The sequence below is a fragment of the Actinoplanes sp. TBRC 11911 genome (assembly GCF_012933445.1).
Taxonomy (GTDB): domain Bacteria; phylum Actinomycetota; class Actinomycetes; order Mycobacteriales; family Micromonosporaceae; genus Actinoplanes.
Genome location: NZ_JABBNC010000001.1, coordinates 540,113 through 563,164 on the forward strand (window position 1 = coordinate 540,113; position 23,052 = coordinate 563,164).

The following is a 23,052-nucleotide window of genomic DNA, read 5'->3' on the forward strand; positions in this document are numbered from 1 at the left end:
CACGATGCGGGCCGCTGGCTACCAAGCGTACACGGAACTCTCAGGTTGCCGGTCGAGGTGCTTCGCTCGGTGACGCAGCCACCCCCGTCCCGCCCCGGACCAGGTCGGTGCGTGACGCGATGCCCAGCTTCGCGAAGACCTTGCGCAGGTGATACTCGACGGTCCGAGGGCTGATGAACAGCACCGACGCGATCTCCCGGTTTTGCATGCCCTGCGAAACCAGCGTCGCGATCTGAAGTTCCTGCGGCGTCAGCCGATCCATCGCGGCGGGATCGCGCGGCGTGAGACGCTCGCCGGTGGCGCGCAGTTCGACAGCGGCTCGTTCGGCGAGCGGCCCGGCCCCCACCCCGCTGAACGTCTCGTACGCCGCACGAAGATGTGGCCGGGCCTCCTGACGTCGTCGCCGGCGCCGCAGCCATTCGCCATACAACAGCTGGGTGCGCGCACGCTGCACCGGGAACAGCGCGCCACCCAGGGCGAGCGCGTCGGCAAACGCCTCGTCCGGCGGTCGTCGTTCGAGGAGAGCCTCGCAGCGGGCCAACAGCGCACGGCGGGCGTCGGTCGGTGCGGCCGAAACCCATCGGGTCAGCGCGGTCAACCGGCGCATGGCAAAGTCGCCCCGCTCCGCCCGCAGCAGCGTCTCGATGGCGTCGGGCATGGCGGCGAACCCGATGACCGGGTTGAACTCGGGATCATCGATGTCGGTCACGACCAGCATCCGTTCCGCCGCCTCCGCGACCCGCCCCGCACCGCCGTCCGCGTGGCCGAGCGCCATCCGGGCACCGGCCGCGTGATAGGTCGAGCCGCTACGTTGCGCCAGCGCCAGCGCCTCTTCCCCCTGCCGGTACGCCTCGTCGACCCGCCCCCGCACGGCCGCCACCGTAGCCATGTGGACGAGGTGCGTCGCCCGTCCTTGTCCCAGCTCGGTGGCCAGGCGCTCACCTTCCGACGCCGTGGCGTACGCCAGGTCATAATCACCGACGCCGATCAGTTCCGCCGACTGCTGGGCGAGCGCGAGCGGAAGCAACCCGACCAGACCGCGCCGCCGGGCCAGATCAACACCCAGGTTCGCGTACGCCACCCCGCAGCCCATGCTGTCACTCAGCGACGCCGCCCGCGCCGCCCAGATCAGCGCCCGTGGATCGTCGACGTGACCGGCGTGTGCGAGGGCGTCGGCGAGCAGCCGATAGGCCGGCTGATAGTCACCGGCCAGCAGTTTCGCGTGTCCCTGCACCAGCCGGGCGATCAGCAGGTCCCGGGATGTCGCGGTGGCTACAGCACCGGCGCGCTCGCCGATCTCGCCGAGGCGGGACGCATCGCCGAGGGAGAACGCGGGGCCCGCGGCCTCGATCAGAGTCTCGAGGATTCGCGGCGGGTCGGCCGTGGCGCGCGCCGCTTCCAGGAGCCGATCGCAGGCGTCGCGCAGGTGGCCGTTACGCGCGGCGATGACTCCGGACAGCCGGAGCAGCCGCGCGTACAACTCGCCCTCGGCGTGCGGCAGCGCTCGATCGACGGCGGCTTGTGCCTTGTCCGGTTCGCCGGCGGCCCAGGCCGCCTCGGCCGCCCCGGCCAGGCGGCGGGTTCGCTCGGGCCCGGCGGCGCTCAGTTCGGCGGCCCGCAGCAGTGCGGCCGCGGCCGACGCGTGCGCGGCGCGCCGGGTGGACCGGTGCGCCGACTCGTCCAGCTCAGCGGCGATGGCCTCGTCCGGGTCGATGGCGGCCATCGCCTGCTGCCAGACGCGACGATCCGCGTCGTCGCCGATCAGCGCTTCGGCCAGGGCGGTGTGCGCCGCGCGGCGCTCGGTCAGCGTCGCTCCGTCGTAGACGGTGGCACGAACCAGCGGGTGGCGGAACGTGAGCCGCCCGCCGTCGGTGCGAATCAGCGCGGCGGTCTCGGCCGCGTCCAGCGCATCCGGCGGCAGCCCGAGCCGGGCCGCCGCGCGCAGCACCACCGCGGTGTCGCCCGTGTTGTCCGCGGCGGCCAGCAGGACGGCGGTGCGCGCGGCGTGGCTCAGCCGCCGGATCGGTTGCCGGAACAGTCGCCCGAGCAGCGGGGTCAGCGGGATGCGGTCGGGCAGCGCATCGCGGCCGTGGAGTTGACCGGCGGACAGGCTGCGGGGCAGTTCGAGCAGGGCCAGCGGGTTGCCGTCGGCCTCGGCCAGTAGCCGGCGGCGGACGCTCGGAGCGAGCCCGGTCGCGGAACGTGCGAGCAGATCTTCCGCCGCGCTTTCGGTGAGGCCGCCGATCGGTACGTCCGGGATGCCTAGATGGTCGAAGCCGTCGCGGACCGCGAACAGCATCGCGATCGGCTCGGCGTCGAGTCGGCGCGCGACGAACAGCAACGCGTCCGCCGACGGGCGATCCAGCCATTGCACGTCGTCGACCAGGACGAGCAGCGGAGCGACGGCCGCGAGGAGCCCCAGTAACTGAACCGAGATGCGGAACCGATCGATCTCGCCCGCCGGCGGCAGGCCCAGCACGGTGCCGAGCGCGTCGGTCTGGGCGACCGGGAGATCGTGCAGCACGCCGGTGATCGGCAGGACCAGCTCATGCAGACCCGCGAAGGCCAGGTCGGACTCCCGCTCGATCCCGACCACGCGGAGCACCCGCGCCGGCCCGGCCCGCGTGGCCGCGTAGTCGAGCAGCACCGTCTTGCCGATTCCGGCCGGGCCGCGCAGCACCACCGCACCGCCCTGACCGGCGCCGGCCCGCGTCAGCAACCGGTCGATGACGCCGACTTCCTCGTCGCGCCCGACCAGGGGCGGGATCTGCGCTGCGGTCACATGTTCGGAGGCTACCCCGGACTGGTGATGTCACGGATGCCGCGACGCGGGTGGCGCACCAGGATTGTCGACGAACAGGTCCTTAACTGGACCAAACCTGGCAAGGAGCATGAAATGGCACAGCAGACGTGGCTGATCACCGGTGTGGGTGGCGGTTTTGGCCGGCACCTGACCGAGCAGCTTCTCGACCGCGGGGACCGGGTCGCCGGCACCGTCCGTGACCTCGACCGGATGACTGCCCTGAAGGCGAAGTACGGCGACCGGCTGTGGCTGGCCCACCTGGACGTGACCGACTTCGCGGAGATCAAGCAGGTGGTCAACCGAGCGTTCGCCGCGTTCGGCCGAATCGACGTCGTGGTCAACAACGCCGGCTACGGCCTGTTCGGCGCCGCCGAGGAATTCACCGACGAGGAGGTTCATCACGAGCTCGACACGAACCTGGTCGGCCCGATCGAGGTGACCCGCGCGGCACTGCCGTTCCTGCGCACCCAGGGTGCTGGCCGGATCATCCAGATGTCCACGTACGGCGGCCAGGCCACCAACCCCGGTGCCACGATCTACCACGCGAGCGAGTGGGGCATTGAGGGGTTCATGGAGTCGCTGGCCAGGGAGGTCGAGGTGTTCGGCATCGGCGTCACCATCGTCGAGCCCGGCGGCGCCCGCACCGAGTTCCGCTACGGCAGCTCACGGCTGGCGACCCCGCTGAGCGCGTACGACAACACCCCGGGCGCCATGACCCGCATGATCAAGAACCTCCCCCCGGCCGCCGGCGACCCGGCCAAGATGGCCGAAGCCATCATCGCCAGCGTCGACAGCTCCCCGGCACCGCGGCGTCTGGTGCTCGGCAGCGACGGCTACAAGTACATCCACGACGCACTGCTCGAGCGCCTCGCCGAGGTGGAGGCCCAGGAGACGAGCGCCGCGACCACCGACGCTCCGCTGCCGGAGCAGGCGACACGGTGACCGACCTGTCCGGCAAGGTCGCCCTGATCACCGGCGCGGGGCATGGCATCGGACGGGCCATCGCGCTGCGATACGCGTCCCTGGGCGCCGACATTGTGATCAACTACGCCCACGACGCGACGGAGGCCGAGACCGCTCGCGCAGCCGTCGAGGCGTACGGCGTAAGGGCTGTCACCGTGCGGGCCGATGTCTCGGTCCCGGACGACGTCACCCGCCTGTTCCGGACCACAGTGGACTCTTTCGGCAACCTCGACCTGGTGATCCTCAACGCCGGCCTCGAACACCCCGGGCTGCCGGTGGCCGACTTCACCGAAGAAGAGTTCGACCGGTTATTCGCCGTCAACACCAAGGGTGCGTACCTGACCATGCAGGCCGCCGCCCGGCACGTCGCCGACCAGGGCCGGATCATCTATGTCAGCTCCAGCACCACCGTGTACCCGATGGCCGGCTATGGCATCCACGGCGGGAGCAAGGTGGCACCGGAATACCTTGTGCAGGTGGCGGCTCGCGAACTAGGACCCCGGGGCATCACCGTCAATGGGATCCGGGCGACCGCCACCGCCGGCGCCGGACTGCACACCGACGTGAAATCCGATTCGCCGATCCGTGAGTTCGTCAAGGACTTCAACCCGATGTCTCGCATGGGCACCCTCGACGACGTCGCCAACGTCGCCGAGTTCTTCGCGGGGCCGCTGTCCTCCTACGTCAGTGGCCAGCTCCTGCTCGTCAGCGGTGGCGCCACCGCCTGACCGGCCGGCAGCGCCGAGGTCACGCCGAGGGGAGCGTGACCTCGGTGCCTTCGCTGCCGTGGCCTTCTCACGCTTGCCGATCCCGTACGTCTCCGCGCTCATGCTCCACCGGCGGCTCTTGGCCGTGCCTGCGGACCTCGATCGGCGACACGCCGTAGCGGTTACGGAAAGCGCGGCTGAAGTGGGCAGGGCTGACGAAACACCATCGCGTCGCCACCTCCCCCACCGGGTCGGCGCCAAACAACAGGTCGTCATAGCTGCGGGTGAGCCGCCGGTTCCGTACGTAGCCGGCCGGCGTCACGCCCAGCCCGTCAAACGCCGCATACAGAGTGCGGACCGAGATGCCGTGAGCGGCCGCGACGGTGGCCACGCTCAATTTCGCGTCCCCCAGGTTCGCGTCTATATACGCCAGAATTTGTTCTCTCAACCGCAGTGCCGGGCTGAGTTCCGCGTGATCGAGTGGCTTCAGCATCTCGGCGACGAGCCGCGCCGCCGCCTCGCGTGCGGTGCCCGTCATCGAGGGCAACTGGTCATCCAGAAGCGTCAGCAACCGGACGAGCGACCGGCTCGGTGCATGTTGCCCCGACACGGTCCGCAGGGACGACTGCCGGTAACGGGGCAAAACAGTGGCCGCCAGCGAACGCGGCACGATCAAGGTAGTTTTCACGAGCGGCTCGAGAATCTCGTAGCGGCCCGTGGTTGCGCCGTCCCAGATCAGCGCATCGCCCGGTCCGAGCAACACGCGCTCCCCGTCAAGCTCAGCCGCGAGTTTCCCGGTCCGGACGAAGTGCAGGCCGACCACGTCATGAGAATTGGCGGCCACATGACGCCAGGTGCGGCGACCGCGATGCGGCAACACCGAGGTGCGAAACAGCGACATCGCACCCAACTTGTTCTCGTGCACGTCGGCCGCGATGTCCTGATCCAGACCCGGTGCCGTTTCGATCGCGAACGCGAGGTACGTGGCTGACATGATCTCGAACCACGCGCCGAATCGCTCACGCGGCGGAATCTGGCTGACGCTCCATTTCCAATCGGCTTCCACGCTTACGAGGATATGTCCATTCGACCTCGTCGCCAAGGCCGAAAACATCTGCAATCCGCACTTTCGCGATGTCTCCGTCCAAGGCCCGCCTGGTCGAACTGGTGATTTCGTCGAGGAACACCTCGGAACGGCCCTCGCGCAGTGCCCGCAATACACTGCTCACCATGTGCTTGGTGGTTGACTTGGGAGCTTTGACAATCGCTGCGGACGTTGTGTCGATCCAGAAGGAATGAACGCCGAGAACGGCAGTTCCCTGCTCTTCCAGTGCCACCCGCAGAGCATTCGTCAATGACCATTCGGCAGCTTTCGCTGCCGAGTACCCGGCCATCTCCGGAACGGCCGCCCACGATGTGACCGACAAGATGTTGACGACGGCGCCGCCGTGGTTCCGGGCCAAGACCGGAGCGAACGCCTGGCACATCTGCCATGTCCCGAACAGATCCACCTCCATCTGCGCGCGAGCGTCGTCGATGGATCCGTCCAGGACGTCGAGCAGGGAACCGCCACCCGCGACGTTGACGAGGAGATTCGCGTCCTGCGCGGTCTCGGCCGCAGCGGCAACGGTGGCCGGATCGGTGACGTCGAGTTGCACCGGCGTCAGACGTGCATCAGAGATCTCCTCAGGTCGCCGTGCGGCCGCGTAGACCTTTCTGGCGCCGGCTGCGATAAGCCCATTCGTGAACTCGCGACCAATATCACTGTTGGCGCCCGTTACCAGGGCAACAGATCCGTCAATGAGCATCGTCGTGCCCTTCCATCAAAGGTTGTCCGGCCCCGATCTTAAAACGCAATTCCACGCGACGCTTGACTCGCTCTGCTAATCCATTGCCACTTTGCACGCGGTTCGAGAATCGTTCGTATCCGCGCACAGACCGACGGCCCAACGGCAGCAGTCCAACCAGCCGCGACCAGCCATGACGCACACGGATAGCGGATTTCGCCGCACACTGAGGCACCGGCTGACCAGGTAGGGCCGGGCAAGTCACACGTGGACATATTCTGCACGGCTGCAGCGTTTCTTGCCCAATCTCAGTCGCATCGACCATGCCTATGCGAGACGAGATAGCGTAGTGACTGTCCTTTTCCCGAGATCCTGATGTCAGAATGGCAATCCAAAGATTGCCGGCCCGGAGGCCTTGAACCGATGGAAACCGAGGATCGCCTGACGGCCGAGGAGCAAGGCTTCTTCGAGGTTCTGGTGCAGCGGGCCGCCGTGGCTCAGCGGAAGGTCGACTACGATCTCATTCAGGAGACCAGGACGACGCTGAGCGAGTACACGACGATGCGCTGCCTCGCTGACGCTCCCGATGGCACCATGCGGATGGGCGATCTCGCCGCCGCGACCGGCGTGTCGCCGACCCGGATCAGCCGGATCGTCGAGAAGCTCGCGCACGACGACCTAGTCGTCCGGGAGAAGCCCGCGGGTGACCGGCGGCGATGGAACGTTTCGCTGTCCGACCGGGGACGGGCAGGCTTGAGCCGCGGTGATCACTGCTATGCCGCGAGCGTACGGCGCAATTTTCTCGGTTATCTGACTCCGCAGCAGCTCCGGGCGCTGGTGTCGTTGCTGGAACGGCTTCCCGCCCCTCGGCAGTCGGACTCAGCAGACCGCAAGGATTTCCCTGTCCAGGGTGGCGACGAGTCGGCATGGTAGGAAATGCAGAAGCTGATCCTTGCGCATTTCTTACCTTTCGCCAGAGCTTGGGGAATCCTTCGTCACAGCGATGAAGATCGGGCCAGCTGATACGTCTCCAGACCATGAATTCAAATAATCCCTCCTACGATTTTATCGTGGTCGGCGGTGGCTCCGCGGGTTCCGTTCTCGCGGCACGCCTTTCCGAAAACGAGAACGTCAACGTGTTGCTGCTTGAGGCGGGACAGCGGATTCTGCCGGCCGCGGTGCACGTACCCGCAGAATGGCCGACGCTCGCCGGCAGCACGGCTGACTGGGCGGACGTGAGCACCGTTCAGGAGACAACCGGCGTTACCGAGCCGATGCCGCACGGGCGGGGTCTGGGTGGGTCCAGCGCGATCAATGCGATGGTCTTCACTCGGGGACACGTCAGCGGATACGACGCCTGGGGGATCCCTGGCTGGACCTACGCCGACCTGTTGCCGTATTTCCGACGTAGCGAACGGACCGTAGGCCGGGATCCGCGTAACCGTGGAATCGACGGCCCGCTGAACGTCGCTCCAGCCCAGCGGCCACTTCCTATCGCGGTGGACGCCTTGGCGGCTGCGCTCGAAGCCGGGCAACCGTTCGCCGACGACCCGTCAGGCGGTCTTCAGGAAGGCATCGGTTGGCCCGATTTGACGATCTGGCAAGGGCGCCGCCAGACCGTGGCGGATGCCTACCTCATGCCGCTGCCCGGCAGGCCGAACCTCACCGTGTTCACCGACGCCGTCGTGCACGGCGTGACCCTCCACAACGGGCGGTGTACCGGTGTTGTCGTCGTCCACGACGGCCAGCGTAAAGAGATCGCGGCCACCACCGAGGTCATCCTCGCTGCCGGTACGATCGGGTCACCTCATCTGCTTCAACTGTCCGGTATAGGCCCCGAGGACCAACTCAAGCGCGCCGGGATTCGAGTACAGGTCGACTCGCCCGGGGTGGGGCGGAATTTGCAGGACCACCCCCTCACCGGCATCGTCTATCAGGCCAGTACTCACGTCGCGGCCGGGGACGGCAACTTCGCCGAGGTCGTTGGTCTCCTGCGCAGCCCGGCGGCGACCCGGCCGGATCTGCAGATCATGTTCACCAACGTCCCATTGCGGCGCATCGGTCTTCCCGGACCCATGCCGGGAGACGGCTACACGTGGAACGTCTCGCTGATGGCACCCTACAGCCGCGGCACCGTGCGGGCGGTCTCCGCCGATCCCGCCGTTCGCCCGCTCATTGACCCGCGTTACAACACCGACAGCCGTGACGTGACGGCACTGGTCGCTGGTCTCGAGATCGCTCGCAGCATCGGCGAATCTGCTGTCCTCGACCGGTGGCGGGCAGAAGAGGTTCTTCCCGGCCCGGGTGGCGATCTGACCGCTACGGCGTTGGACAACATCAGCAGCTATCACCATTACGTCGGGACCTGCAGTATCGGTGACGTGGTCGACGGCGAACTGCGCGTCAACGGCGTGGAAGCGTTGCGCGTGGTCGACGCCTCGGTCATGCCTTTGATCCCGACGGGCAACACGAACGCCCCGGTCGTGGCCATCGCGGAGCGGGCTGCCGACCTGATCGCACGGGGCGCGATGTAAGGACGGATCCTCATCCGGATCGCCGTCCCGCACCGCCGACGGCGATCCCTGGGACTGTCCTAAGGTGATGTCATCCGGCCGTCTGGAGCAGCTTCGCCATGTCCGCGTTCGGCAGCAGATACTCGATTACCATCCCGTCCGAGTGCCGGGCGATGATGTTGCGGCCCGAAGGCACGTCCGTGGGACCTCTGAGGATTTCAGCTCCGCCGTCGGTCAGCGTCTGCAGCGTTTCGGAGAGTTCATCCACGACACAAAGTGCTTGGATGACCCAAGCCGGCCCCGTTCCAGCAGGAATCTGCACGAGAAGAAAGTCCTGCGCGATTCCTATCTGCCACTCCCGATACGGAAACCGAATACCCGTGGTGTCCGTCAGATCTTCGAATAGCGGAAGCGAGTCATCCAGACTGTCGACGACTATACGCACAAGCGTTCGCAATATCTGCATGCTCTCAAGACGGCCACCCGAGCACAGAATTCAGGTTTGCAGAATCACACTATTCCGAACTAACTGCGGGGAAGCAATTTTGCCAGGTATTCGGTGAGCGTCTGCTCGTCCGCCGGGGTCGTCCTGGCACCGATGTATCCGTCCGGCCGCACGATGATGAGCGCGTCGTCCGCGACGTCATAGGTTTGGCGAGTTTCCGGCGTGGGGTCGGTAGCCGCCTTCACATACAACGGGTGGCGTGCCGCTATCCGCTCGGCGATCTTGCCGCTGATCGGCCCGGTGGCCAGCGCGGTGAGGTGGGGACCTCGGAAGACATCAAAGAGCCGTGCGCCACTCGTCAAAAGGCCATCCGGCGCACGATCGCCACCACCGTTCCCACTGAGGGAACTCTCCCGGTAGTTGACGCTGAGCTGAAGGAGGTCCGCCGTCTGACCTGTCGTCGGCAGAATGTTGGTGTAGCCGGGGCGGTTGAGTGCGGTGGTGAGCCCGACGACGTTGGCACCGACCGGCAACCGCTCCTCCTCGTAGGTGTCCAGGAGTGTTTCCGGAGCTCCGGCCAAGACGTGCGCCAATTTCCAGGCCAGGTTGTAGCTGTCTTGCATGCCCGTGTTCATGCCCTGTCCCCCGGCCGGCGGGTGCACGTGTGCGGCGTCGCCGGCGATGAACACGCGGCCCGCTCGGTACCGATCGGCGATACGGACGTTATGCCGCCAGATGGATGACCAGATGATCTCGCGAACCCGGATGTCCGTACGGCCGCTCATGCCGTCGATGATTTCCTGCATAGCCGGAAGCGTGAGCTCCTCAACGAGGGGCGGATGCGCGATCTGCAGCTGAAAGGCGTCGACCCCGGGCAAGGGGCACAGAGCGAGCAGGTTGTGGTCCGCTTGCGGCCACTGATGCCAGAAGTCCCGGTCGAGCCCCTCGAGCCGAAGATCGGCCACCAGGTGCCGGCTGTCCGCCTCCGACTCACCGAAGAAGTTGATCCCACTCTGCTTTCGCACCGGACTATGGGCACCGTCGCAGCCGACCAAATAGGACACGAGAACGGTTTCGGTTCGGCCGGATCGGTCCAGCACCGCGGAGACGCCTTGATCGTCCTGGGTGAAAGAGACGAGCCGCGTACCCCTCTCCACGTTCACACCGAGCTGGGCGAGCCGATCCCGCAGGATCGCCTCCGTCCGGTACTGCGGGATGATCATCGTGCGGGTGTACGGGGTAGCGGCGTCCGGCTCCCGGCCGAAATCACTCAGCTCGTGCGTGACCGGCGCCGCGCCCTCCACGTACTTGCGCAGCAATATCCGGAAACGACCACCGGCAACGATCTGGCCGGCCACCCCAAGATCATCCAGTACCTCGATGCTGCGCGGCTGCAACCCCTTCCCCCGGGAGCCCGCCAGCGGTTGCACGGCCGCGTCGATCACTCGAACGGACACCCCGCGCCGGGCCAGATCGCAGGCAAGGACAAGTCCGGCCGGCCCGGCGCCGACCACGAGAACGCTCGCTTCACTCATATCCGGAGCGTGGCACGCCCTTCACAGGCCACCAATGCTTTCTCGGTCCGGCCGCCGCGCGATAGGCATCACCGCAGGTCGACGACGGCCTAAGGAGAACGGACCACGGTCCACGCATCCTGGTTCTGGAAGGGCTACTCATCGCCTCCGTCGCGACCGATCGGCCTGGACGGCCGACCGTTTGCCGCGGCCTGGGCGACCTCCTGGATCAACGGTGAGGTGGCATCCGTTCGCCACGCCACGAGGACCTGGTTCGGGCGCACCCCGTTGATCTTCACCATTGCCAGCTCCTCGCGGGAATAGCTCTGGGCGGCCTGTTGGGGAAGCACCACGATCCCATGGCCCGCCGCCACATGTTCGAGCTTCTCCTCGATGTTCTCGGCGATGGCGGGCGCTTCCCGTCGCTTCCCGGGCAGGCTGAGCCACTCCGGCATGATCTTGGGCACTTGCAACAGGACCTCATCGGCCAGGTCGGCGATGCCCACCGACTCCATTCTCGCCGCTCGATGGCCGGTCGGAAGTGCTACGAACCACGGCTCGGTGTACAGCGGCCGGCCGCTCAGCCCATCCTGGTCGAACGGCGTACGGACAAACGCCAGGTCGGCCCGGCCACTGTGCAGAACCTCGGTCTGGTCGGAAATCGTCGTCCGGATGAAGTCCACCGCGAGCCGGGGGTGACGAGCGGCGAGCGCACGAGTAAACGGTGTCGGCGAAATCCCGCACATGAACGCGATCCGGATCCGCTCGATCCCCTCGGCGGCGTCCCGAAGGGAGCGCATCAGCGAGGCGGCGGCGCCGACGATCGCGGGCGCCTCCGCTGCCACGCGACGGCCTGCCTCGGTCATCCGGACGGATCCACCGTCGCGATCCAGCAGCTTCACACCGACGTCCTCCTCGAGCAGGCGGATCTGCCGTGACAACACCGGCTGGGTGATGTGCAACGAGGCAGCGGCCCGCCCGAAATGAGGTTCGTCCCCCAACGCGAGGAAATACCGAATCCGGCGGAGGTTCAGGTCCTTCATACCCCGATTGTCCGCACGCGCAGTGATCTGCCCAGTCCACGAGACCAGCGCCACCGGCGCCGACTCCCCGCTGCGCACATAGGATTGCACTGCCAGCGCGCGGAGCGTCCACGGCGGGAGATGCCATGCGGGGAGAATTCCACGACGAGCTGACCAGGGCCGTCAGCTCGCTCGTGACCATGGCCAGGGCCACCAGGGAGGCGATGCGCCAGGCCAGCACCGCCCTGCTCACCGCCGATCACACGCTGGCCCAGGGTGTGATCGTGCGCGGCGCCGAGGTCGACGTGCTCTACCGCGTCGTCGAGGACCGCGTCTACGACCTGGTCGCCAGCCGGCACCCCGACGCCGGTGACGTGCGGATGATCATGACGGCGATACGGGTGGCCGCCGACCTGGAGCGGATGACCAACCTGGCCACGCACGTCGCCGAGGCGGCGCTGCGCCGGCACCCGCTGCCGGCCGTGGTGCCGGAGCTGGCCGGCCTGTTCCGCGCGATGAGCGGCGTGGCCGACGAGCTCGCCGAAAAGATCGTGTCGGTGCTGGCCGGGCAGGACGCGACGCTGGCCGGTGAGCTCGACGGCGACGACGACGCCATGGACGATCTCCATCGCCGGCTGTTCGCCGTCATGCTCAGCCCGGACTGGCCGCTGGGCGTCGAGGCGGCCATCGACGGCGCCCTGCTCGGCCGCTACTACGAGCGGTACGCCGACCACGCTGTCAACGTCGGCCGCCACGTCGTGTTCCTGGTCACCGGCAAGACCGACTAAGCGCGTAGTCCGAAGTCCTGTTCGTAACTCACTCGGCCGAGGGGACATATCAGCGCGAAGACCGTGTCAGGGTGGCGATCGAGCGCAGCCCCTGGACGGCGGCCCGCGGGTGTGGGGAGTCCGGACAGCGGGGGCGCCGCAAGTCCCCACACCTCGGGAGCGAGCTGCGGGTGTGCGGAGTCCGGACGGCGGGGGCGTCGCAAGTCCCCACACCCTTGGGAGCGGGCTAAGGGTGTGGCGAGTCCGGACAGCAGGGGCGTCACAAGTCCCCACACCTCGGGCGCGGGCTAAGAGTGTGGCGAGTCCAGACAGCAGGGGCGTCGCAAGTCCCCACACCCTCGGGAGCGGGCGGGGCTAACGGTGTGGGGCATGCGGCGACGGTTACGGGCAAGACCTCCGATCAGGCGCTTAGAACTCGTCGTCAAAGCTGACCGTTCCGGTCACGCCGACCTGGTACGCGGAGACGCGGCGCTCGAAGAAGTTGGACAGCTCCTGCACGTCCTGCAATTCCATGAAGGCGAACGGATTCTTCGAGCCGTACATCGGCGCGATGCCCAGCACCGCGAGCCGCCGGTCGGCGACGTGCTGGAGGTATTCACGCATGTCGGCCGGCGACATTCCGGAGACGCCCTGTTCGAGCAGATCCGCGGCGAACTGGACCTCGCATTCGACGGCCTCGGCCAGCATGTCGCGCACCTGCTGCTCCATTCCGGCGTCAAACAGATCGGGTTCCTCGGCCCGGACCGTTTCGACCACGTCGAAGGCGAACGCCATGTGCATCGACTCGTCCCGGAACACCCAGTTGGTGCCCGACGCCAGCCCGTGCAGCAGGCCCCGGGAACGCAGGAAGTACACGTACGCGAAGGCACCGTAGAAGAACAGCCCCTCGATGCACGCGGCGAAACAGATCAGGTTGAGCAGGAAGGCGCGCCGGTCGTCGCGGGTGGCCAGCGAACGCAGCTCGAAGATGGAGTCGATCCACCGGAAACAGAACTCGGCCTTGCGGGCGATCGACGGAATGTTCTCCACCGCCGCGAACGCCTCGAACCGCTCCTTCTCATCCGGCACGTACGTGTCGAGCAGGTTCAGATAGAACTGGACGTGCACGGCCTCCTCGAACAGCTGCCGGGACAGATAGAGCCGTCCCTCCGGCGAGTTCACGTGCTGATAGAGGTTGAGCACCAGATTGTTCGCGACGATCGTGTCCCCGGTCGCGAAGAACGCCACCAGCCGCGACACGAGGTGCCGCTCGGCGGGCGAGAGCTTCGCCAGGTCGGCGAGGTCGGCATGCAGGTCGACCTCCTCGACGGTCCAGGTGTTCTTGATGGCGTCCTTGAACCGGTCGAAGAAATGCGGATACCGCATCGGCCGCAGGGTCAGGTCCATGCCGGGGTCGAGCAGGCGGGATTCGGTGGTCACTGGCAGGCCTCGCACGATTCCGGGTTTTCCAGGGAGCAGGCCAGCGCCTCGGCGTCCGGGACAACGACCGGCGTCACCGCGACGGTCGCCTGCTGAATGCGTGTCGCGGGCCGCGACCGCAGGTAATACGTCGTCTTCAAGCCGGCTTTCCACGCGTAGAGGTACATCGAGGAGAGCTTGCCGATGGTCGGCGCGCTCATGAACAGGTTCAGCGACTGCGACTGGTCGATGAACGGCGATCTGGCGGCGGCCAGGTCGATCAGCGCACGCTGCGGGAGTTCCCACGCGGTGCGGAACAATTCCCGGACGTCCGCGGGCAGTTCGACGATGCCCCGCACGGAACCCTCCGCCCGCTTGATCTGCTCACGAATCGACGAGGTCCACAGCCCGCGCGCCTTCAATTCGCGTACCAGATAGGTGTTGATCTGCAGGAATTCGCCGGACATCGTCTCGCGCTTGAACAGGTTGGACACCTGCGGCTCGATGCACTCGTAACAACCGGCGATCGACGCGATGGTCGCGGTCGGGGCGATGGCCACCAGCAGCGAGTTCCGCAGCCCGTACGCGGCGATCCGCTCCCGCACGCTCGTCCACCGGCCGGGCTGCGAAACCGGCGCACCCCACAGGTCCGGGTGCAGCTCACCCTGGGCGGCACGGGTTTGCGCGTACGCCGGATGCGGGCCGAATTGTTCGGCCAGTTCCACCGACGTTTCCAGCGCGGTCAGGAAAATCTCCTCCTGTACGCGTGTGGACAGCTCCCGGGCCTGGTCCGAGTCGAACGGCAGGCGCAGCGTGAAGAACGCGTCCTGCAATCCCATCAGCCCGAGTCCGACCGGCCGCCACCGCGGGTTGGACGCCTCGGCCTGCCGCGACGGATAGAAATTGATGTCGATCACCCGGTCGAGAAAGACGACCGCGGTGCGCACGGTCGCCCGCAGCCTCGCCCAGTCCACGCCTTCGGCCGAAACGTGCGCACCCAGGTTGATCGACCCGAGATTGCACACCGCGGTCTCCGCATCGGAGTTGACCTCGAGGATCTCGGTGCACAGATTCGACAGGTGAATCGTGTTGCCGGGCGCCGCGGTCTGATTCGACAACGCGTTCGAGCGGTCCTTGAACGTCATCCACCCGTTGCCCGTCTGAGCCAGGGTGCGCATCATCCGCCCGTACAGGTCCCGGGCCTGGACGGTTTTGACGGCCTTTTTCTCCGCCGCCCGGTACGCCTCGTCGAACTCTGCGCCGTACAGATCCGGCAACTCCGGCGCGTCCGTCGGGTCGATCAGCGACCATTCGCCGTCGGCCTCGACCCGGCGCATGAACTCGTCCGGGATCCAGTTGGCCAGGTTCAGATTGTGCGTGCGGCGCGAGTCCTCCCCGGTGTTGTCGCGGAGTTCGAGGAATTCCTCGATGTCCGGGTGCCACGGTTCGAGATAGACCGCCGCCGCACCTTTGCGCCGGCCGCCCTGATTGACCGCCGCGACTCCGGCGTCGAGCGTCTTGAGAAACGGCACGATCCCGTTCGACGTGCCGTTGGTGCCCCGGATCAGCGCACCCCGCCCCCGGATCCGCGACCACGAGATGCCGATGCCGCCGGAGAACTTCGACAACTTGGCGACCTGGTGGTACCGCTCGTAAATCGAGTCCAGCTCGTCGCGCGGCGAGTCGACCAGGAAACACGACGACATCTGCGTGTGCCGGGTCCCCGAGTTGAACAGCGTCGGCGAACTGGGCAGATAGGCCAGCGACGACATCAGCCGGTAGAAACCGATCGCCTCGCCCGGCGTCCGCGACAATCCGCACGCCACCCGCAGCAGCCAATACTGCGGCGTCTCCACCACGAGCCGCGTCTGCGGATGGCGCAGCAGATAACGGTCGGCGACCGTACGCAATCCGAAGTATTCGAACCGCAGATCGCCGTCCACATCGATCGCGTCGTCCAGTTCGCGCGCGTTACCCGCCACGAAAGCGGCGGTCTCGTCGCCGATCAGCCCCTGCTGGTGGGCGTAGCGGAACGACTGGCTGAAACTCGCCACCGATTGCCGGCGAACTTCCTTTTCCACGTACGCCGCGAGAAGGCGTGCCGCGAGCCGGGAGTACTGCGGCTCCTCACCGATCAGCTCGGCCGCCGTCTGGATCGACAGTTTGTCGAGCTCGGCCGTGGTAGCGCCGTCGTAAAGCCCGCTGATCGTCCGGGTCGCCACCCGCAGCGGATCGACCTCGTCCAGATCGGCGACCCACCGCTCGACCGCCTTGACGATCTTGCCGACGTCGACCGTCTCCAGGTCGCCGTCGCGCTTACGGACCTGCATGTGTCCCCTCCTCACGCCAGAACCCATGGGTCGTCGGGCGCGCAGGGGGACGCCACCGAGCTTTGTCGCCGGCTCGGCATCATGGCGTCGGCCGTCCCGCGCGGCCTCCGACCGCCGCACACCGGTGGCGTGCGGCGCGCTGGCAGGTCTTCGGACTCGCGGGCGTCGTACTCGTTTCCTACCGGCCGTCGCTTCCCAGGTTTCCCCAGTGCTTCGTTGACGGCTTTCGTTCCCACTCACCGCTGCGGGGCAGTCCCGGACTCACACCGGGTTCCCTGTTGCCTCGAACGTCCACGAAGGACGCCCGAACCAGCTGCGGACAACACCATATATGGGTGCGGGCGCGAAAGGGAAACACCAGATGCTGTGCCTGGCGTGTCGCGTGCGTCACGCGGGCGGAGCGACGCCGGAGTGCACCGGCGCCGCTCGTCCGCGCTCAGGCGCCGACCAGCGCGGCCTTCGTCGAGGGTGCCAGCAGCCGCTCGGCCATCGGGGCGAAGACCAGCCCGATGGTCGCCCACAGGATCAGCTGCGCGCCGATCGAGTACAGGCGGAAGTTGTACAGCAGGTCGGCCGGGAAGCCCGGGAACGCGATGTTTCCGCTCGCGTCGGTGAGCGGACCCGGCGTCTCGGTGGCCTGGTGCAGTGCCTTGTTCGCGGCCAGCTCCCCGAACGAGGGCAGGACCAGCATCACGATCGCGGTGGCCGCGAGGAACACCCCGCCCGCGATGAGCGTGGCGTTCCCCGTGCCGAACCGCGGCCGCAGCCGCTTGCCCAGCCACACCGCCAGGACCAGGAACAGCAGCGACGCGGCCACCATCAGCAGGTAGAAGCTGCTGCGCTGGGAGATCGTGTCGCCGTTACCGACGGCCGGCGGGTTGGCCGGGTACTTGACGAACGGCACCAGATACATGCCGACGAACCCGCCGCCGGCCACCAGCAGCGCCAGGGTGCGCGGCCGGACCCGCCCGGCACGGCCGAGATAGAGCGCGTACGCGACCGCGAACAGCGCACCCATCGCCGCGCCGAAGAAGATCAGCGCGACGCCGATGCCGAAGTTGCCCTGCACGGCCCGGCTGAAGACCTCCGCGCCCTCGTGATGGTCCATCGGCGCCCCGGCCGCCTGGTCCAGGGCGTGCTGGGCGGCGTCGCGGCCGGCCTCGTAGTCGATGGCCTTCTGAATCTGCGGCTCCGCGAAGATCCGTGCGAACACGAACGCGAGCAGCCCGCCGATGGCGCCGGCCAGGATGCCGCGCCAAATGATCCGCTTTTCCATTGTTCAGCTTCCTACCTGGTCAGTGGCAGGGGAAGCCGAGGAAATGGCGGCCATCGTGGACGAACTCGTGGATGTGCGTGTCGCTGCCGAAGACCGACACGGCACCCTGGTCGATCCCGATGAAGTAGTACGCCAGCACGGCGAGCACCGCGGTGCCGAGCAGCCAGAACACGGCTTTGGAACCGGGGATGACCAGCGGCGTGGCGGCGGTGGTGGGGGTATGCGGCATAGAGCTCATGAAGAGCCTCCTTGGGGATCGTGCGTCCCTCGTACGGATGGGGCATGGCGACGGGTGAGGGTCTGACTTGCCGGCGGCTGCCGGACTCACAGTGGCGCGACCGCGCTGGATCCTCCCCAGCTTCCTCACAGGTCCCACCGAGGAGGCTATGGTTCCGGCCCCCGCCCGTCAATGTGCACCGAGCGTGACGACGCTCGGCAGACACGCCTCCGCACCGGCGTGTCGGGTTGCATTTGCGGGCGTACTGGTCACTTCGGGGCCGCAGTTGCATGATGTCCTCATGAGTGCTGACCGCACGCTGGACTGGGCGGCGTTGACCGCCGAGCAGCGCGCCCGGTGGACGACGGTCCTGGACCACCTGATCGGCGCTCTGCCCGCGCACGGTTGCCGGATCCTGATCGACGGCGCCGACGGCGCGGCCGATCTGCTCGGCGACGGCCTGAGGACGGGGCTGGAGCGGCAGGGACGCTCGACGACCCGGACGCCGGACGGGCTCGTCGTGGACGAGCCCGTCGAGAGCGCCTGGCGGATGCGGGTGTGGGTCCGCGGCGACGAGCCGGGCACCAGTGCCGACGAGCCCGACGTGGTCGTCGACCTGGTCGATCCGCACTGGCCGGTGCTGCGGCACGCGGATCCCGGCCTGATCGCGGCCGATCTCTGGCATCGGGCCGAGTCCCGGGCGTTCTTCGCCGCGCGGGCCACCACCTGGGACAGCAAGTTCGGCGCGGATCTGCCCGCGTACGCCGCGGCCGTCGTCGAGGCGAGCATCGCCGTGGGCGGGGTCGCGGTCGACGTCGGCTGCGGCACCGGCCGGGCGCTGCCGGCCCTGCGCGACGCCGTCGGACCCGGCGGAACGGTCATCGGGGTCGACCACACGCCGCAGATGCTCGCCGCCGCCGGCGACCACGCCCGGGCCGGCGACGCCGTGCTTCTGCTGGCGGACGCCGGCAACCTGCCGCTGGCCGGCCGCAGTGTCGACGCGGTGTTCGCGGCCGGCCTGATCAACCATCTGCCCGACCCGGACGCCGGCCTGGCCGAACTGGCCCGCGTCACGCGCCGCGGCGGCCGGCTCGTGCTGTTCCACCCGTCCGGCCGGGCCGCCCTCGCCGCCCGGCACGGCCGCGCGCTGCGCCCGGACGAGCCGCTGGCCGAGCACGTGCTGCGCGCCTCCACCGCGCGCACCGGCTGGCAGCTCACCACGTATCAGGACCCGCCGCATCGGTTCCTGGCCGTCGCCGTACGCCGATAACCCGATTGCACCCTCGGCCGGGACGGCCGTGCACCCGTCGGGACGCACGCTTCTCCGGGTGATGAAGCGACTCTGGGTTTCCCTCGTGGTGCTGCTCGCCGCCACCCTGACGGGCTCCGGTACGCCGGCGCAGGCCGCGATCCCGAGCGCCGCGCAGACGTGGTCGGACCTGATGCGCCGCAGCCTCACCGCGACCCCGGGCCCCGCGCGACTGCGCATAAGCCTCGCCGCTCAGCAGAACGGGTGCGCGAGCGGGGCCACCGAGGTCACCTCGGCCCGAGCCGCGATCGCCACCGCTCAGGCCGGGCTCACCGCGGCCGCCGCCGCCGACACCGCCGCCCGGACCCGATACCTGGCCGCGACCCAGGCCGTGGCCGGCGCCAGGAAGACCATGCTCCGGGTCCAACGGCAACGTCCGTATCGCAGCGCCCGGGTCGCCCACGCGAAGAGCGCTGTCGCCATCGTCACGAAGACGATGATCACGCGCCGGGCGCAGTCGGGGAAGGCGACGGCGGCACTCACCGCGGCGCGCACCGGGCTGAGCATCGCTACCACGCGGCTGGCCGGCGCGACCTCCCGATGGAAGACCACGTGTGCGGCCGTCAAGGTGACGCAGCAGAAGCTGACCGGCACCGCGCCCACCGCCGAGCTCACCGCTCGGGCCGCCGCGATCAGCCGCGACGTCGTCACCCAGGTCCGCGCCACGTTCACCACCGCGGACGCGACCACCGTCTACGGCATCACCGTGCACCGCAGCGTCGCGTTCGCCTTCCAGCGGATGATCGACGACGCGAAGGCGGACGGGATCGTGCTGTCCGGCGGCGGATTCCGGACCAGGCAGCGCCAGATCGAACTACGGAAGATCAACGGATGCCCGGACATCTCGACGGCGCCGGCCTCGTCGTGCCGGGTCCCGACCGCGATCCCGGGCCGGTCGCTGCACGAGATCGGATTGGCCGTCGACATCACCTCCGGCGGCAAGACGCTCACCGCGAAAAGCGCCGGGTTCGCCTGGTTGAAGGCGCACGCCGACGAATACGGGTTCGCGAACCTGCCGTCCGAGCCATGGCACTGGTCGATCACCGGATCATAAGGAAGCCACATACTGATGAGAATGTATGCATAAGTGACCAACATGATAATCGGTTCCAATAGCTTGTGACCTCGGCACGACACCCTCTAACTTTTCCCGAGATGGAATTCATTTTCAGAATTCCCTACGGAAGGTGAGACGGTGTTGACCCGGTTGAGCACGAGCTTGTTCGGCGTCGGCGCGCTGTCCCTGGTGATGGCCATGTCGGCGTGTGGTTCGTCGTCCTCGGCCAGCCCCGGGCCGAGTGCCGCAAGCACGGCGAGCACGACCTTGTCGGTGGTGGCGTCGACGAACGTCTACGGCGACATCGTGAAGCAGATCGCCGGCGACAAGGTGAAGATCACCTCGATCATCAGCGACCCGGACGCGGACCCGCACTCGTACGAGGCCAACAGCCGCACCCAGCTGGAGCTGTCCAAGGCCGACGTGGTGATCGAGAACGGCGGCGGCTACGACGACTTCGTCGACACCATGCTCAAGGCCGCCAAGAACACCAACGCGACGGTGTTCAACGTCGTCGACATCTCCGGCAAGAAGGCACCGGCCGGCGGTGATCTCAACGAGCACGTCTGGTACGACTTCCCCACCGTCGAGAAGTTCGTGGACCAGCTCACCAGCACGCTCGCGGCCAAGGACCCGGCCGACGCGTCGACGTTCAACGCCGGCGCCGCGGCCTTCAACCAGAAGCTGACGCAGATGCAGGGCACCGAGGCGTCGATCAAGGCCGCGCACGCGGGTGCCGGCGCCGCCATCACCGAGCCGGTGCCGCTGTACATGCTGGAGGCGTCCGGGCTGGTCAACAAGACCCCGCCCGCGTTCAGCGAGGCGATCGAGGAGGGCACCGACGTGTCCGCGAGCACGCTCGCCGACACTCTGGCGCTGTTCTCGCAGAAGAAGGTCGCCCTGCTGGCCTACAACGAGCAGACCTCCGGCCCGGAGACCGAGAAGGTGCTCACCGCCGCCAAGTCCGCCGGCATCCCGGTGGTCCCGGTCACCGAGACCCTGCCCACCGGCAAGGACTACGTGTCCTGGATGACCGGCAACCTGTCCGCGATCCAAACGGCGCTGGGATAACGACCATGTCCGCACCGGTGCTGGAAATTCACGACGGCTCGCTGAGCTTCGGCGCGCGCACCCTCTGGTCCGATCTGGATCTGACCGTCCAGCCGGGCGAGTTCCTGGCGGTGCTCGGCGCGAACGGATCCGGCAAGACCAGTCTGCTCCGCGTCATCCTGGGCCAGCAGCGCCTCGGCAGCGGCACCGTGAAGATCGCGGGTCATCCGGCCCGCCGGGGCAGCCGCGACGTCGGCTACGTCCCGCAGCAGCGGCGCATCGACGCTCTCACCCCGTTGCGGGCCCGCGACCTGGTGGGGCAGGGGCTCGACGGGCACCGCTGGGGCATCGGCCGGCCCAGCGGCGCCCGTCGCCGCCGCATCGAATCGCTGCTCGACCAGGTCGGCGCGAGTGACTACGCGAACCGCCCGGTCGGCCTGCTCTCCGGCGGCGAGCAGCAACGCGTCCGGATCGCGCAGGCCCTGATCGGCGACCCGCGGCTGTTGCTGTGCGACGAGCCGTTGCTCTCCCTCGACCCGCACAGCCAGAGCACCACCACGGCGCTCGTCGATCAGCGCCGGCGGACCGCGGACACCGCCGTCGTCTTCGTCACCCACGAGATCAACCCCGTGCTCCCGTACGTGGACCGGGTCCTGTACCTCGCCGGCGGCACCTTCCGGGTGGGCTCGGTCGACGAGGTCCTCAACTCCGCGACGCTGAGCGCCTTGTACCAGACGCCCGTCGAGGTGATCCGCTCCGGCGGCCGGATCCTGGTGGCCGGCCTCCCGGAGACCATCGGCCAGCCGGGTCACGAACCCCATCACGTGCTGGGGGCGTCATGAGCGTCTGGCATCAGATCTTCAACTTCGCCGACTACGGTCAACTGCTTTCCCTCGTACGCAACTCGATCATCGCCGGCCTGATTCTTGGTATTGTCGGTGGTCTCATCAGCACCTTCGTGATGATGCGCGACCTGCCGTTCGCGGTGCACGGGATCAGCGAGCTGTCCTTCGCCGGGGCGTCCGGCGCGTTGCTGCTCGGCGTCAACGTCGTGGTGGGTTCGCTGACCGGGTCGATCCTCGCCGCCCTCACCATCGGGGCGCTGGGCAGCCGCGCCCGCGACCGCAACTCCATCATCGGCGTGCTGATGCCCTTCGGACTCGGGCTGGGCGTGCTGTTCCTGTCCCTCTACAAGGGACGCGCGGCGAACAAGTTCGGCTTGCTGACCGGGCAGATCGTCGCGGTCGACACCCCGCAGCTCGCGTGGCTGCTCGGCACCTCCGCGCTCGTGCTGCTCGGCCTGTTACTGGTCTGGCGTCCGCTGACCTTCGCGAGCACCGACGCCGAGCTGGCCGCCGCCCGAGGCGTACCGGTCAAGGCTCTTTCCACGATTTTCATGCTTCTGCTCGGCCTGTCGGTGGCCATGTCCGTACAGATCGTCGGCGCCCTGCTGGTGCTCAGCATCATCTGCACACCGGCGGCCGCGGCCATGCGCGTCACGGCGTCGCCCCATGTGGTCACGCTGCTGAGCGTGCTGTTCGGCGTCGTCTCGGTGGTCGGCGGCATCCTGCTCTCGCTGGGCAGCAACATCCCGATCAGCCCGTACGTCACGACGATCTCCTTCGCGATCTACCTGGTGTGCCGGGCGCTCGGCAACCGGCGCGCCCGGCCGGTCAGCCATGCCGTCGCTCCCGCGGTCGCGCCCACGCGATCCACCGTCACCGGGTGACCGAGTACGCCGCCACCACCTCGGTGAGAGTGCTCGCCGACGCGGCCCGCAGGGCGGCGGCACCTTCACCTTCACGCGGCTCGCCTTCTCCGACGGCAACGGGCAAGTCTCCCCCGGCATCAGCGGCAAGGTGTCCTGGACCTG

The 23,052-nt window shown here is 67.9% G+C and carries 20 protein-coding genes and 1 riboswitch; of the genes, 10 read left to right on the plus strand and 10 right to left on the minus strand.

What is annotated here, in order from left to right:
- Positions 1-40: 40 nt before the first annotated feature.
- Entirely contained in the window at positions 41-2,782 is a 2,742-nt protein-coding gene (locus tag HH310_RS02295) for a LuxR family transcriptional regulator (RefSeq protein WP_169173660.1), read from the minus strand.
- A 114-nt stretch (positions 2,783-2,896) separates the two neighbouring features.
- Between HH310_RS02295 and HH310_RS02300 the strand changes: the two genes are divergently transcribed.
- Complete coding sequence (locus tag HH310_RS02300) at positions 2,897-3,745, plus strand: SDR family oxidoreductase (protein WP_169173661.1); 849 nt, start codon at positions 2,897-2,899, stop codon at positions 3,743-3,745.
- Complete coding sequence (locus tag HH310_RS02305; RefSeq protein WP_169173662.1) at positions 3,742-4,494, plus strand: SDR family oxidoreductase; 753 nt, start codon at positions 3,742-3,744, stop codon at positions 4,492-4,494. The genes HH310_RS02300 and HH310_RS02305 overlap by 4 nt, the downstream gene beginning before the upstream one ends.
- A 67-nt stretch (positions 4,495-4,561) precedes the next feature.
- Here HH310_RS02305 and HH310_RS02310 read toward each other — a convergent pair whose 3' ends face one another.
- Positions 4,562-5,539, minus strand: coding sequence for a helix-turn-helix domain-containing protein (locus HH310_RS02310; protein WP_169173663.1), 978 nt, complete (start codon positions 5,537-5,539; stop codon positions 4,562-4,564).
- Positions 5,493-6,281, minus strand: a complete 789-nt coding sequence (locus HH310_RS02315; RefSeq protein ID WP_169173664.1) for an SDR family NAD(P)-dependent oxidoreductase — start codon at positions 6,279-6,281, stop codon at positions 5,493-5,495. Before HH310_RS02315 ends, HH310_RS02310 begins: the two co-directional genes overlap by 47 nt.
- A gap of 402 nt (positions 6,282-6,683) precedes the next feature.
- On the opposite strand from HH310_RS02315, the gene HH310_RS02320 reads away from it, so the two are divergent.
- Together HH310_RS02320 and HH310_RS02325 are read left to right on the plus strand one after the other, a co-directional pair.
- Positions 6,684-7,193, plus strand: a complete 510-nt coding sequence (locus HH310_RS02320; protein WP_169173665.1) for a MarR family winged helix-turn-helix transcriptional regulator — start codon at positions 6,684-6,686, stop codon at positions 7,191-7,193.
- 137 nt (positions 7,194-7,330) lie between these two features.
- On the plus strand, positions 7,331-8,794 hold the full coding sequence (locus tag HH310_RS02325; protein ID WP_211191624.1) for a GMC family oxidoreductase N-terminal domain-containing protein: 1,464 nt from the start codon (positions 7,331-7,333) through the stop codon (positions 8,792-8,794).
- A 70-nt stretch (positions 8,795-8,864) separates the two neighbouring features.
- On the opposite strand, the gene HH310_RS02330 is transcribed toward HH310_RS02325, so the two are convergent.
- The 3 genes from HH310_RS02330 to HH310_RS02340 all read right to left on the minus strand — a co-directional run bounded on the left by HH310_RS02330 (position 8,865) and on the right by HH310_RS02340 (position 11,829).
- Entirely contained in the window at positions 8,865-9,239 is a 375-nt protein-coding gene (locus HH310_RS02330; protein WP_169173667.1) for a VOC family protein, read from the minus strand.
- A gap of 59 nt (positions 9,240-9,298) precedes the next feature.
- On the minus strand, positions 9,299-10,753 hold the full coding sequence (locus HH310_RS02335) for an FAD-dependent monooxygenase (protein WP_169173668.1): 1,455 nt from the start codon (positions 10,751-10,753) through the stop codon (positions 9,299-9,301).
- A 134-nt stretch (positions 10,754-10,887) separates the two neighbouring features.
- Entirely contained in the window at positions 10,888-11,829 is a 942-nt protein-coding gene (locus tag HH310_RS02340) for a LysR family transcriptional regulator (RefSeq protein ID WP_169173669.1), read from the minus strand.
- Between the two features lie 71 nt (positions 11,830-11,900).
- Here HH310_RS02340 and HH310_RS02345 point away from each other — a divergent pair, with 71 nt between their 5' ends.
- Positions 11,901-12,542 carry a PhoU domain-containing protein gene (locus HH310_RS02345; RefSeq protein ID WP_169173670.1) on the plus strand — a complete coding sequence of 214 codons (642 nt, stop codon included), beginning with the start codon at positions 11,901-11,903 and terminating at the stop codon, positions 12,540-12,542.
- A 408-nt stretch (positions 12,543-12,950) separates the two neighbouring features.
- On the opposite strand, the gene HH310_RS02350 is transcribed toward HH310_RS02345, so the two are convergent.
- The 4 genes from HH310_RS02350 to HH310_RS02365 form a co-directional block, all read right to left on the minus strand.
- Positions 12,951-13,928, minus strand: coding sequence for a ribonucleotide-diphosphate reductase subunit beta (locus tag HH310_RS02350; protein WP_248293640.1), 978 nt, complete (start codon positions 13,926-13,928; stop codon positions 12,951-12,953).
- 29 nt (positions 13,929-13,957) lie between these two features.
- Positions 13,958-16,297 carry a ribonucleoside-diphosphate reductase subunit alpha gene (locus tag HH310_RS02355; RefSeq protein ID WP_169173671.1) on the minus strand — a complete coding sequence of 780 codons (2,340 nt, stop codon included), beginning with the start codon at positions 16,295-16,297 and terminating at the stop codon, positions 13,958-13,960.
- A gap of 96 nt (positions 16,298-16,393) precedes the next feature.
- Positions 16,394-16,599, minus strand: a riboswitch (cobalamin riboswitch).
- A 107-nt stretch (positions 16,600-16,706) separates the two neighbouring features.
- On the minus strand, positions 16,707-17,546 hold the full coding sequence (locus tag HH310_RS02360) for a CbtA family protein (protein ID WP_169173672.1): 840 nt from the start codon (positions 17,544-17,546) through the stop codon (positions 16,707-16,709).
- A gap of 19 nt (positions 17,547-17,565) precedes the next feature.
- Positions 17,566-17,784: a CbtB-domain containing protein gene (locus tag HH310_RS02365; protein WP_248293559.1), complete on the minus strand. Its 219-nt coding sequence runs from the start codon at positions 17,782-17,784 to the stop codon at positions 17,566-17,568.
- A gap of 280 nt (positions 17,785-18,064) precedes the next feature.
- Here HH310_RS02365 and HH310_RS02370 point away from each other — a divergent pair, with 280 nt between their 5' ends.
- The 5 genes from HH310_RS02370 to HH310_RS02390 all read left to right on the plus strand — a co-directional run bounded on the left by HH310_RS02370 (position 18,065) and on the right by HH310_RS02390 (position 22,908).
- Positions 18,065-19,033, plus strand: a complete 969-nt coding sequence (locus HH310_RS02370) for a class I SAM-dependent methyltransferase (protein WP_169173673.1) — start codon at positions 18,065-18,067, stop codon at positions 19,031-19,033.
- 61 nt (positions 19,034-19,094) lie between these two features.
- The gene (locus tag HH310_RS02375; RefSeq protein WP_248293641.1) at positions 19,095-20,126 is read left to right on the plus strand and encodes a M15 family metallopeptidase; all 1,032 of its coding nucleotides are present in this window, start codon (positions 19,095-19,097) and stop codon (positions 20,124-20,126) included.
- Positions 20,127-20,267: 141 nt separating this feature from the next.
- Positions 20,268-21,200 carry a metal ABC transporter solute-binding protein, Zn/Mn family gene (locus HH310_RS02380; protein ID WP_312033768.1) on the plus strand — a complete coding sequence of 311 codons (933 nt, stop codon included), beginning with the start codon at positions 20,268-20,270 and terminating at the stop codon, positions 21,198-21,200.
- Between the two features lie 5 nt (positions 21,201-21,205).
- Entirely contained in the window at positions 21,206-22,021 is an 816-nt protein-coding gene (locus tag HH310_RS02385; RefSeq protein ID WP_169173674.1) for a metal ABC transporter ATP-binding protein, read from the plus strand.
- Positions 22,018-22,908 carry a metal ABC transporter permease gene (locus HH310_RS02390; protein WP_169173675.1) on the plus strand — a complete coding sequence of 297 codons (891 nt, stop codon included), beginning with the start codon at positions 22,018-22,020 and terminating at the stop codon, positions 22,906-22,908. Before HH310_RS02385 ends, HH310_RS02390 begins: the two co-directional genes overlap by 4 nt.
- The last annotated feature ends 144 nt before the right edge of the window (positions 22,909-23,052 follow it).

Coding starts and splice junctions, on each gene's coding strand:
- HH310_RS02300 (WP_169173661.1), top strand. CDS start 2,897: ATGGCACAGCAGACGTGGCTGATCACCGGTGTGGGTGGCGGTTTTGGC.
- HH310_RS02315 (WP_169173664.1), bottom strand. CDS start 6,281: ATGCTCATTGACGGATCTGTTGCCCTGGTAACGGGCGCCAACAGTGAT.
- HH310_RS02320 (WP_169173665.1), top strand. CDS start 6,684: ATGGAAACCGAGGATCGCCTGACGGCCGAGGAGCAAGGCTTCTTCGAG.
- HH310_RS02330 (WP_169173667.1), bottom strand. CDS start 9,239: ATGCAGATATTGCGAACGCTTGTGCGTATAGTCGTCGACAGTCTGGAT.
- HH310_RS02335 (WP_169173668.1), bottom strand. CDS start 10,753: ATGAGTGAAGCGAGCGTTCTCGTGGTCGGCGCCGGGCCGGCCGGACTT.
- HH310_RS02345 (WP_169173670.1), top strand. CDS start 11,901: ATGCGGGGAGAATTCCACGACGAGCTGACCAGGGCCGTCAGCTCGCTC.
- HH310_RS02350 (WP_248293640.1), bottom strand. CDS start 13,928: ATGGACCTGACCCTGCGGCCGATGCGGTATCCGCATTTCTTCGACCGG.
- HH310_RS02355 (WP_169173671.1), bottom strand. CDS start 16,297: ATGGGTTCTGGCGTGAGGAGGGGACACATGCAGGTCCGTAAGCGCGAC.
- HH310_RS02360 (WP_169173672.1), bottom strand. CDS start 17,546: ATGGAAAAGCGGATCATTTGGCGCGGCATCCTGGCCGGCGCCATCGGC.
- HH310_RS02365 (WP_248293559.1), bottom strand. CDS start 17,784: ATGAGCTCTATGCCGCATACCCCCACCACCGCCGCCACGCCGCTGGTC.
- HH310_RS02370 (WP_169173673.1), top strand. CDS start 18,065: ATGAGTGCTGACCGCACGCTGGACTGGGCGGCGTTGACCGCCGAGCAG.
- HH310_RS02375 (WP_248293641.1), top strand. CDS start 19,095: ATGAAGCGACTCTGGGTTTCCCTCGTGGTGCTGCTCGCCGCCACCCTG.
- HH310_RS02385 (WP_169173674.1), top strand. CDS start 21,206: ATGTCCGCACCGGTGCTGGAAATTCACGACGGCTCGCTGAGCTTCGGC.
- HH310_RS02390 (WP_169173675.1), top strand. CDS start 22,018: ATGAGCGTCTGGCATCAGATCTTCAACTTCGCCGACTACGGTCAACTG.